Source organism: Escherichia sp. E3659, from assembly GCF_005781135.1.
Classification (GTDB): Bacteria; Pseudomonadota; Gammaproteobacteria; order Enterobacterales; family Enterobacteriaceae; genus Escherichia.
On the sequence record NZ_VATQ01000003.1, the window covers coordinates 233,157 to 243,743 of the forward strand.

9 protein-coding genes are annotated in these 10,587 nt (G+C 53.3%); 2 read left to right on the forward strand and 7 right to left on the reverse strand.

Translation table 11 applies throughout. The annotated features are described in order from the left end of the window. Nucleotides 1–85: 85 nt before the first annotated feature. Entirely contained in the window at nt 86–409 is a 324-nt protein-coding gene (locus FEK47_RS04405) for a heavy metal-binding domain-containing protein (protein WP_001160732.1), read from the forward strand. Further along, the gene (gene amiD / locus FEK47_RS04410; protein ID WP_135486421.1) at nt 406–1,236 is read left to right on the forward strand and encodes an N-acetylmuramoyl-L-alanine amidase AmiD; all 831 of its coding nucleotides are present in this window, start codon (nt 406–408) and stop codon (nt 1,234–1,236) included. Before FEK47_RS04405 ends, amiD begins: the two co-directional genes overlap by 4 nt. On the opposite strand, the gene FEK47_RS04415 is transcribed toward amiD, so the two are convergent. The 7 genes from FEK47_RS04415 to lysO all read right to left on the reverse strand — a co-directional run bounded on the left by FEK47_RS04415 (nt 1,233) and on the right by lysO (nt 10,351). Beyond that, nucleotides 1,233–2,246 carry an NAD(P)-dependent oxidoreductase gene (locus FEK47_RS04415; RefSeq protein WP_130205719.1) on the reverse strand — a complete coding sequence of 338 codons (1,014 nt, stop codon included), beginning with the start codon at nt 2,244–2,246 and terminating at the stop codon, nt 1,233–1,235. The genes amiD and FEK47_RS04415 overlap by 4 nt on opposite strands. A 99-nt stretch (nt 2,247–2,345) precedes the next feature. Then, complete coding sequence (locus tag FEK47_RS04420; RefSeq protein ID WP_138183117.1) at nt 2,346–3,776, reverse strand: SDR family oxidoreductase; 1,431 nt, start codon at nt 3,774–3,776, stop codon at nt 2,346–2,348. Between the two features lie 10 nt (nt 3,777–3,786). Continuing rightward, complete coding sequence (ltaE, locus tag FEK47_RS04425) at nt 3,787–4,788, reverse strand: low-specificity L-threonine aldolase (RefSeq protein WP_130222137.1); 1,002 nt, start codon at nt 4,786–4,788, stop codon at nt 3,787–3,789. 37 nt (nt 4,789–4,825) lie between these two features. Then, nucleotides 4,826–6,544 (reverse strand): ubiquinone-dependent pyruvate dehydrogenase, encoded by a 1,719-nt coding sequence (poxB, locus tag FEK47_RS04430; RefSeq protein ID WP_135486420.1) that lies wholly within the window; start codon nt 6,542–6,544, stop codon nt 4,826–4,828. 132 nt (nt 6,545–6,676) lie between these two features. Next, nucleotides 6,677–7,645 (reverse strand): NADH oxidoreductase, encoded by a 969-nt coding sequence (gene hcr, locus FEK47_RS04435; protein WP_130205241.1) that lies wholly within the window; start codon nt 7,643–7,645, stop codon nt 6,677–6,679. 11 nt (nt 7,646–7,656) lie between these two features. Continuing rightward, complete coding sequence (gene hcp / locus FEK47_RS04440) at nt 7,657–9,309, reverse strand: hydroxylamine reductase (protein WP_000458817.1); 1,653 nt, start codon at nt 9,307–9,309, stop codon at nt 7,657–7,659. A 142-nt stretch (nt 9,310–9,451) separates the two neighbouring features. Next, on the reverse strand, nt 9,452–10,351 hold the full coding sequence (lysO, locus tag FEK47_RS04445) for an L-lysine exporter LysO (protein WP_135486419.1): 900 nt from the start codon (nt 10,349–10,351) through the stop codon (nt 9,452–9,454). Nucleotides 10,352–10,587 lie beyond the last annotated feature (236 nt).

The following is a 10,587-nucleotide window of genomic DNA, read 5'->3' on the forward strand; positions in this document are numbered from 1 at the left end:
GATAATAATGATATCCTTTCAATAATAGCGTATCAGTCCGATAATGCTTTGAAGATCGAAGGCTTAGCAAACAAGGAGATCGATCATGCAATTTTCCACAACCCCAACACTTGAAGGCCAGACCATCGTTGAATATTGCGGCGTGGTGACCGGCGAAGCGATTTTAGGCGCTAACATTTTTCGCGATTTCTTTGCGGGGATCCGCGATATCGTTGGCGGACGTTCCGGTGCGTATGAAAAAGAACTGCGTAAAGCGCGGGAGATAGCCTTTGAGGAACTTGGTGAGCAGGCGCGAGCGCTGGGGGCTGACGCCGTGGTCGGCATTGATATCGACTACGAAACGGTCGGGCAAAACGGCAGTATGCTGATGGTTAGCGTCAGCGGAACGGCGGTGAAAACGCGTCGATGAGCAGAGTCTTCTGGCTGGTTGCCACCGCTTTGTTCCTGGCTGGGTGTGCAGGCGAAAAAGGCATTGTCGAGAAAGAGGGATACCAGCTTGATACCCGACGCCAGGCGCAGGCGGCGTATCCGCGCATTAAAGTGCTGGTGATCCACTACACCGCAGAGGACTTTGATACGTCACTGGCGACACTGACCGATAAGCACGTAAGTTCGCATTATCTGGTTCCTGCCGAGCCACCACTTTACAACGGCAAGCCGCGTATCTGGCAACTGGTACCGGAACAGGAACTGGCCTGGCATGCGGGGATTAGCGCCTGGCGCGGGGCTACGCGCCTTAACGACACCTCTATTGGCATTGAGCTGGAAAACCGTGGCTGGCAGAAATCGGCGGGGGTGAAATATTTTGCCCCGTTTGAACCGACACAAATTCAGGCGCTTATTCCACTGGCGAAGGATATTATCGCCCGTTATCACATCAAACCGGAAAACGTAGTGGCTCATGCAGATATTGCACCGCAGCGCAAAGATGATCCCGGGCCATTATTTCCGTGGCAGCAACTGGCACAAGAGGGGATTGGTGCCTGGCCTGATGCGCAGCGGGTGAACTTTTATCTTGCCGGGCGCGCGCCGCACACACCGGTAGATACCGCCTCATTGCTGGAACTGTTGGCCCGTTACGGCTATGACGTGAAACCAGAAATGACTCCTGGCGAACAGCAACGAGTGATTATGGCGTTCCAGATGCATTTCCGCCCGACGTTATATAACGGCGAAGCGGATGCAGAAACTCTGGCAATTGCACAAGCGTTGCTGGAGAAATACGGTCAGGATTAGCGCGGTAGTTTTCCGTGGTCGCGTAACCAGGCGGCAGTTTTCTCGATCCCTTCATCCAGCGTGATGACAGGCTGATAACCTAACTCTTCCTGTGCACGCGTAATATCCAGCGTAAAGTCAAAATTCAACTTGGAGACGCCGTAGTGGGTTAGCGGCGGCTCTTTCGCTGACTTGCGGCCTAAACGCTCCATGCTGCGGGCGATCATATCCAGCATCGGGTAGGGAATTGAACGAATACGGCAATCAATATTCAGTTCGTCGATGAGCTTCTGCACGATGCTGCGCAGTGTACGATGCTCACCATTGGTAATGTTGTATGCCCTGCCGGAAGGCAGTTTGTCGCAGTTTTCCTGGCTCGCCAGCCACATGGCATGCACGGCATTTTCGTAGTAGGTCATATCGACCAGCGCACTGCCGCCGTGCGGTAACAGAATGCTGCCGTAGTGGTGCATCATATGCGCCAGGCGGGGGATGAACACTTTATCGTGCGGTCCGAACAGACTCTGTGGGCGCAGAATAGTAAAGCGCGTTTGTGGATTCGCCTGCGAAAGCATATTAATCACTTCTTCGCTGGCAGCTTTGCTGCGGGCAAACTCGTTAGCGAAGCGGTGAGGGCGAAAATCTTCTTTAATATCGCGATGATGGTGATAATCGAAGTACAGGGAGGGGGAAGAGATATGAATAAAGTTACGCACTCCCCAGGCAACAGCCCATTCGCCAAGGCGACGCGTAGCGCGAACGTTGGCCAGGTCGAAAGCCTGCTGCGTTCCCCACGGCGAAGTAAAGCTGGAGCAGTGCCACAGCGTATCAATGCCTGCGAGCATCACTTTAGCCTGCGATGAGACAAGTTCGGTCAGATCCGCCCGGACAAACTCTGCGCCCAGTTTTTCCAGCAATTTGCCCATCGCTTCGTTGCGACCGGTCGCTCTCACGCTGATGCCTTTCTGGCATAAAAATTCAACCGCGTTTCGACCTAAGCCGCTGGTAGCGCCGGTAACCAGTACCTTCATATCATTCCACTGTTGTTGATAAGTCGACGTGCGCATTCTTTCGTGATTTCCCCCTTGATGCAATGGGAAACATGAAAGAATCACGCAGGTTTTTTTCGATTAATCTGTGATTTGTTCTGCAAGTCTGGCGATTCGTTTTGCCATGCCGCGAAAAATAAACAGATGTGCAGGGATCATGAAAAGCCAGTAAAACAGGCCTGGCATGCCGTGCGGATGCCAGAAAGCGCGAACGTCTATGGTGCGGTAGTTGCCTTTATCCTCCAGCGTAAAACAAAGCCGCCCCAGTCCCGGTGCTTTCATACCAAATAACAACGTAAGTTGTTTTTCCGCTTCAACGACAATCACTTTCCAGCTATCTACCGCATCGCCCGTCTGCAAATATTCTCGCTCAGGGCGACCTTTCGCCAGTTTATGACCGATTGCGCGGTCCATCAGCGCACGGGTCTGCCACAAAATATTGCCAAAGAAATAACGTTCTTTACCGCCGATTTGATTGACTACCCGCCATAGCGCCTGAAGGCTGGCGGACGTTTTAACCGTAAAACCGGCTTGTTTAGCGAAGTAACCGTATTCTGGTCGCCAGCGAGCAAAAGCCTGCGCGTCATACCCCCAGTCGCTGGAGTTGACCAGTTTTTCTTCCTCTTTCAATGTGCTACGTACCGCATCATCGAAAGCGATCAGCGGTTGTGGAATGAGTGCACGTAACGCGGTGTCATCTGCCAGCAGATCGTGTTTCAGCCCCTGAATCAACGCTTTGGCGGTGGTGGGCGGTACGGAAGTAATCACATTGAGAAACCACACCGAAATCCAGCGGGTGGGAAAGGGGATGGGGATCAACCAGCGGCGCTTACCGCTCGCGGTCATAAAATGTTCAAATTGTTGTTGATAACTGAGCACCTCTGGCCCGGCGGCTTCGAAGACCCGATGTTCGCAGGCCGGATGATCTAACAGCGCTACCAGATAGTGCAGCAGGTTTTCCAGCGCAATAGGCGTGGTGCGTGAACGTACCCAGCGTGGCGGCGTTAACACTGGCAGGTTGTAGACCATATCGCGCATGACTTCGAACGCTGCTGAACCTGCACCAACGATAATTCCGGCCCGCAGTTCGGTCACTGGTACATTCGCTTCACGAAGAATGTCCGCCGTGGCCTGACGAGCACGCAGATGGTCCGACTGCTCATGTGGCGGAGCCTGCAACGAACTGAGAAAGATGACTTGCTTAACTGGCACTTCGTGTAGCGCATCGCGGACGTTGAGAGCCACCTGCCGCTCCTGAGCGATAAAATCGCCGCCTTCGCCCATGCTATGCACCAGAAAATAGACCGTATCGATATCCTGCAACAGGGCCGGAAGGTTATCCGGCCAGCTGAGATCGACTTTATGGCAACTGACGTTTGCCAGTTGCAGCTTTGCAAGCCTGTCGACATGACGTGCCGCCGCCAGGATCTGATGCCCTTGCTGGCTGAGTGTGCGCACCAGATGCTGACCAATGTAGCCACTGGCACCGAGAACTAAAATGCGTTGCGGCACGTCTCTCTCCTTAACGCGCCAGGAATGCGCGCCAGTGGGCGGCGACTTCAGCCAGTTGCTCGCGCGAGACGTCGAGATGCGTCACCAGGCGGACAATCGGCGAGGCGTTAATCAGTACGTTTCTCGCTTTCATGTATTCGCCTAACGCGGCAGCATTTTCTTCCCCGACGCGAACAAACAGCATATTGGTGTCCTGACGCATCACATCTGCGCCTGCTTCACGCAGCTGCTCCGCCATCCAGGCGGCGTTGTCGTGGTCTTCCTGCAAGCGTGCGACGTTATTTTTCAGCGCATACATCCCGGCGGCTGCCAGGATCCCGGACTGGCGCATCCCGCCGCCTGTCATTTTCCGCCAGCGAATGGCACGTTTAATGTAGTCACGGTTACCGACCAGTAACGAACCGACTGGCGTACCAAGACCTTTCGACAGACAAATGGTGAACGAATCACAATATTGCGTGATCTCTTTCAGTTCGCAGCCATAAGCCACGATGGCGTTAAAGATGCGCGCACCGTCAACATGCAGCGCCAGATTGCGCTCACGGGTAAATTCCCATGCTTCTTTCAGGTATTCACGCGGCAGCACTTTGCCGTTGTGGGTGTTTTCGAGACTGAGCAATTTGGTGCGGGCGAAGTGAATATCGTCGGGTTTGATTTTCATCGCCACTTTATCCAGCGGTAACGTACCGTTGGCGTCAGCATCGATGGGTTGCGGTTGAATACTGCCCAGCACTGCTGCGCCACCGGCTTCAAACAGATAGTTATGTGCGGCCTGACCGACAATATACTCTTCGCCGCGTTCGCAGTGACTGAGCAGAGCGACCAGGTTGGCCTGAGTGCCGGTAGGCAGAAAAATGGCGGCTTCTTTACCGGAAAGCTCTGCCGCATAGTCCTGCAGAGCATTAACGGTAGGGTCGTCTCCGTAAACGTCGTCCCCAACCGGGGCGGCCATCATCGCTTCGAGCATGGCGCGGCTCGGTCGGGTAACGGTATCACTGCGTAAATCAATCATGGCATGTCCTTATTTATGACGGGAAATGCCACCCTTTTTACCTTAGCCAGTTTGTTTTCGCCAGTTCGATTACTTCATCGCCGCGTCCACTGATGATTGCGCGCAGCATATACAGACTAAAACCTTTTGCCTGTTCGAGTTTGATCTGCGGCGGAATGGCTAATTCTTCTTTGGCAACCACCACATCCACCAGCACCGGACCGTCGATGGAGAAAGCGCGTTGCAGGGCTTCATCGACTTCAGCGGCTTTTTCCACGCGAATACCCGTAATGCCGCACGCTTCGGCAATGCGGGCAAAGTTGGTGTCGTGTAGTTCGGTGCCGTCAGTCAAATAGCCACCAGCTTTCATCTCCATCGCCACAAAGCCCAGTACGCTGTTGTTAAAGACGATAATTTTCACTGGTAGCTTCATCTGCACTACCGAGAGGAAATCGCCCATCAACATGCTAAAACCGCCATCGCCGCACATGGCGACCACCTGGCGTTTTGGCTCGCTTGCCTGCGCGCCCAGCGCCTGCGGCATGGCGTTAGCCATCGAACCGTGGTTAAACGAACCTAACAAGCGACGCTTGCCGTTCATTTTCAGATAACGTGCCGCCCACACCGTTGGCGTGCCGACGTCACAGGTAAAGATGGCGTCATCGGCGGCAAAATGACTAATTTGCTGCGCCAGATATTGTGGGTGAATGGCTTTCTCGCTCGGTTTAGCTAAATCGTCCAGCCCTTTACGGGCATCGCGGTAATCTTCCAGCGCTTTATCCAGAAACTTGCGATCGGTTTTTTCTTCCACCAGTGGCAGCAATGCGCGCAGGGTTGATTTGATATCGCCGACCAGCGCCATATCTACCTTGCTATGCGCGCCGATGCTGGCTGGGTTGATATCAATCTGAATAATTTTGGCATCGGTCGGGTAGAAGGCGCGGTAGGGAAATTGCGTACCGAGCAGCACTAACGTATCGGCGTTCATCATAGTGTGAAAACCTGACGAGAAGCCGATTAACCCGGTCATTCCGACATCATACGGATTATCGTATTCGACATGCTCTTTACCGCGCAGGGCATGAACGATAGGTGCTTTAATTTTCCCGGCAAACTCAACTAACTCTTTATGCGCCCCCGCGCAGCCGCTACCACACATCAGGGCGATATTGCTGGAGTAACGCAGCAGTTGCGCCAGTTTGCGTAACTCTTCTTCTTCCGGTGTTATGACTGGCTGTGGTGCATGATACCAGTGCGTGGTTGCCCCTTCTGGCGCAGGTTTTAACGCCACGTCGCCCGGTAACACGACAACGGAAACGCCACGGTTTAGCACCGCTTTGCGCATGGCAATCGCCAGCACTTGTGGGATCTGCTCCGGGCTGGAAACCAGCTCGCAATAGTGACTACATTCGCGGAATAACTCTTGCGGGTGGGTTTCCTGAAAATAGCCGCTGCCAATTTCGCTGGAAGGGATATGGGCGGCAATCGCCAGTACCGGAACGTGATTACGGTGGCAATCGAACAGGCCGTTGATTAAGTGCAGGTTGCCGGGGCCGCACGATCCGGCACAGACCGCCAGTTCTCCGCTAAGTTGTGCTTCAGCGCCAGCGGCAAAGGCAGCCACTTCTTCATGGCGGGTAGGCATCCACTCGATAGTGCCCATGCGATTAAGACTGTCACTAAGACCGTTCAGAGAGTCGCCCGTGACTCCCCAGATGCGTTTTACGCCTGCTGATTCGAGTGTTTTGGCGATATAAGCTGCAACCGTTTGTTTCATGGTTTTCCGTCTCCTGAATGTGATAACGGTAACAAGTTTAGTTCATCTGACGGAGGGGGAAGGGATGGGAGAAAAAGGAGGCACTAACGGTTAAACAGCCCGATGACAGGAATATCATCGGGCATAAGGTGATTACGCGAGAACCATATCCCCCTGCGGATGGCAGGAGCAGGCCAGTACGTAACCTTCAGCGATTTCGGCGTCGGTCAGCGTCATTGTGCTGCTCACCGTATATTCACCGGAAACCACTTTCGTCTTACAGCAGCCGCAAACACCCGCACGGCAGGCGGCGACAACCGGAACTTTATTGCTTTCCAGCGCCTCCAGCAGCGTGGTGCCAACCGGAGCGTAAAATTCTTGCGCCGGTTGCAGTTTGGTGAATTTCAGACCGCTGGTTGCCGCTTCCGCCACTGGCGTAAAGAATTTCTCTTTAAAGAAACGCGTCACGCCGAGCGCCTTCACTTCCTGTTCCACCCAATCCATATACGGTGCCGGACCACAAGTCATCACGGTACGTGAGGCTAAATCAGGAACGCTTGCCAGCAGTTCACGAGTCAGGCGTCCGGCAACGAACCCCTCGGTAACGTTATTTTCCGCCACCAGTGTTACCGGATAATGACGCCACTCATCGGCGAAAATTACATCCTGCGGCGTACGCACGTTGTAGATCACCTGCACATCGGCCTGCGGACGGTTCTTCGCCAGCCAGCGACGCATCGACATAATCGGTGTGACGCCGCAGCCTGCCGCCAGCAACAGGAATTTATCTTCTGCTTTATCGTCGCAGGTAAATTCCCCCATCGCGTCCGAAAGCCAGAGATAATCACCGCGTTTTACATCGCGGGTCAGCCACTGGGAGCCGACACCGTCATCAATCCGCCGCACGGTCAGGGTGATATATTCACTCACGCCTGGCGTGGAGGAAATGGTGTATGCACGCAGCGTTTCCGCTGAGTTTCGCACGCTGACCAGTGCATATTGCCCGGCGCGATATGGGTAGTAATCGTGGCAAATCAGGGAAATCGTCCACACATCCGGCGTTTCTTGCGTAATGTGATGAACCTGCATCCGCCATGGGCATTGATTCGTTGGCATCGTCATCGACAAACTCCTTACGCGCTCAACAGTTGCTTCATGTCTTCTTCAACAGTGGTGATAGAACGCAGGCCGAATTTCTCGTTCAGCACCGCCAGCAGGTCTGGTGTCAGGAAACCAGGCGCAGTCGGGCCGGTGACGATATTTTTCACACCCAGAGAAAGCAGCGTCAGCAGAATGACAATCGCTTTCTGTTCAAACCAGGAGAGCACCAGCGACAGCGGCAGATCGTTGACACCGCAGCCCAGTTTTTCTGCCAGCGTTACCGCCAGAATAATCGCTGAGTAAGCATCGTTACACTGACCAGCATCCACCAGACGCGGCAGACCTTCGATATCGCCAAACTCAAGTTTGTTAAAGCGATATTTACCACAGGCGAGAGTCAGGATCAGGCAGTCATCCGGCACGCTGGTGGCGAAATCGGTGAAGTAGTGACGTTCGCCGCGTGCGCCGTCACAGCCACCAAGCAGGAAGATATGACGCAGTTTTTCACGGCTCACCAGATCAATCAGCGTATCGGCTGCGCCAAGCAGCGTCTGGCGACCAAAGCCCACGGTGATCAGGTGCGGAATTTCGCTGTACGGGAAGCCCGCCATTTGTTGCGCTTGGGCAATGACCGCAGAGAAATCTTCGCCATCCAGATGACGCACACCCGGCCAGCCAACGATGCTGCGGGTCCAGATACGATCGTCATAAGCGCCTACGGTTGGGTCGATGATGCAGTTAGAGGTCATCACGATGGGGCCAGGGAAGCGAGCGAACTCCACTTGCTGATTCTGCCAGCCGCTGCCGTAGTTACCGACCAGATGCTTGAATTTACGCAGCTCCGGGTAGCCGTGGGCAGGCAGCATTTCGCCGTGGGTGTAGACATTAACGCCCGTGCCTTCGGTCTGTTCCAGCAGGTTGTAGAGATCTTTGAGATCGTGACCGGAAATCAGAATGCATTTACCCGCCGTCGCTTTGACGTTGACCTGGGTTGGCGTCGGGTGACCGTATTTACCGGTTTCGCCTGCATCCAGAATGCTCATCACTTTGAAGTTCATCTGGCCGATTTCCATTGAACACTCAAGAAGCGCGTTCATATCGGCAGGCCAGGTCCCCAGCCACGCCATGATTTTATGGTACTGGGCATAAATATCGTTGTCGTATTGGCCAAGAACGTGCGCGTGTTCCATATAGGCCGCCGCACCTTTCAGGCCATACAGGCACAGCAGACGCAGGCCGAGAATGTTTTCGCCAATCGCCGCTTTATCTTTGTTAGGGGTAAATTCTGCTGCCTGACGTTGCAGTTCGCCGAGATCGTCGCTCACCAGTTGCAGGTCAGCCATCGGGTTATCGACGCGGGCGTTAGCATCTACTGCCAGGCATTGCGCTTTCAGCGCCTCGCGCAGGGCAATCGCTTCACGAGCGTAGCCGACAATACGCGGAGAATCGAAGTTAACGTTGGTCAGGGTTGAGAAAAATGCGCGAGGCGCGAAGCTGTCTACATCGTGGTTGATAATGCCGTATTCACGCGCTTTTACAGCCCAGGCAGAAAGCCCTTGCAGCGCCGCGATGAGTAAATCCTGAAGGTCAGAGGTTTCCGCCGTTTTACCACACATCCCCTGCGCGTATGAGCAGCCGTTTCCTGCCGGAGTACGGATAGTTTGTTCACATTGCACACAAAACATGATCACACCTTTAAAGTTATATTTAATATACATGTTTAAGGTTAAGACGCTTAACGCGGGGATAAAAGGGATTTTTCATGCAACTTTAAGGGAGATTGATTTAGCGCAATTTTGGCGGCAGGGATCTACCGCCGGAGAGGTATTATGCGGAGAAAAAGGCGATGAGGATCGGCACTAACAGGCTGAGAATAAAACCGTGAACAATCGCTGCCGGGACCATATCCAGCCCACCTGTACGCTGAAGAACGGGCAGGGTGAAATCCATTGATGTGGCACCGCATAAGCCCAGTGCAGTAGAGCGGCTACGGCGAATCAGGCCAGGGATCAACATAATGGCGATCAACTCACGCGCTAAATCATTGAAGAAGGCCGCGCTCCCGATTACCGGACCAAAAGATTCGGTCAACAAAATACCGGAAAGAGAATACCAGCCGAAACCGGAGGCCATTGCCAGCGCGGTATTGATGGGGAGATCAAGAATAAAGGCGTTAATTAAACCGCCAATTAAAGAACTGACAACCACCACCACGGCGACAATCATTCCCCGGCGATTAAGGACAATCTGCTTTAAGGTCATGCCATTATTGCGCAACTGAATACCGACGAGGAAAAGTAGCAGAATTAACGTGTATTCACTGGCTTCGGTCGCGTGCTGCAAAAAACCTAATCCGCTAAGGCCAATAGCAAAACCAATCACCACGACGCCACACAGTTTCAGCGATTCCAGTGCCATCGCAATACGCGACGGCAATTTTTCTTGCTGGTGGCTATTGCGCCACGGCAAACCGCGTTCCAGCCACAGCAAGGCGACAATATTGCACAGTAAAATAATGGTAATACTGACAGCGGAATAATGCAGAATCGCCAACAGGTTACTGGCGAGATTATCGAGAAACGCCAGACTGATACCCATAAAAAAGAGAATGAGATAAACCATCCAGCTTAATAGCTGATTAATGCGTTTTAACGCAGCTTTTTGGCGAAGTGGAATGAGGTAACCCACAATCAGGGGAACCAGAATAATTAACAGCCCAGAAAACATGAAAACCCAGTCCTTGCAAAGAAGATGTCGAAATGCGCGATGACACACTACTGAAAGCGGAAGGACGAGTAAAGTTGCAATTAAAAGGAAATGTTATGCATAAGGAGCTGTAGGGTATTCATTTTCATTTAAAGATATTCTTGCGCTTTAATTACAAACCGCACTGGTGTTGGTGGCGTCAAAATCGCCGAGGCGTTCCCTGAAGGCCGGGGCAACCCACATGGATGTGGGCTGAG

What these genes read in the sequence shown, in the direction of transcription:
- FEK47_RS04405 (WP_001160732.1), top strand. Translation starts at nt 86, where the DNA reads ATGCAATTTTCCACAACCCCAACACTTGAAGGCCAGACCATCGTTGAA.
- amiD (WP_135486421.1), top strand. Translation starts at nt 406, where the DNA reads ATGAGCAGAGTCTTCTGGCTGGTTGCCACCGCTTTGTTCCTGGCTGGG.
- FEK47_RS04415 (WP_130205719.1), bottom strand. Translation starts at nt 2,246, where the DNA reads ATGAAGGTACTGGTTACCGGCGCTACCAGCGGCTTAGGTCGAAACGCG.
- ltaE (WP_130222137.1), bottom strand. Translation starts at nt 4,788, where the DNA reads ATGATTGATTTACGCAGTGATACCGTTACCCGACCGAGCCGCGCCATG.
- poxB (WP_135486420.1), bottom strand. Translation starts at nt 6,544, where the DNA reads ATGAAACAAACGGTTGCAGCTTATATCGCCAAAACACTCGAATCAGCA.
- hcr (WP_130205241.1), bottom strand. Translation starts at nt 7,645, where the DNA reads ATGACGATGCCAACGAATCAATGCCCATGGCGGATGCAGGTTCATCAC.
- hcp (WP_000458817.1), bottom strand. Translation starts at nt 9,309, where the DNA reads ATGTTTTGTGTGCAATGTGAACAAACTATCCGTACTCCGGCAGGAAAC.
- lysO (WP_135486419.1), bottom strand. Translation starts at nt 10,351, where the DNA reads ATGTTTTCTGGGCTGTTAATTATTCTGGTTCCCCTGATTGTGGGTTAC.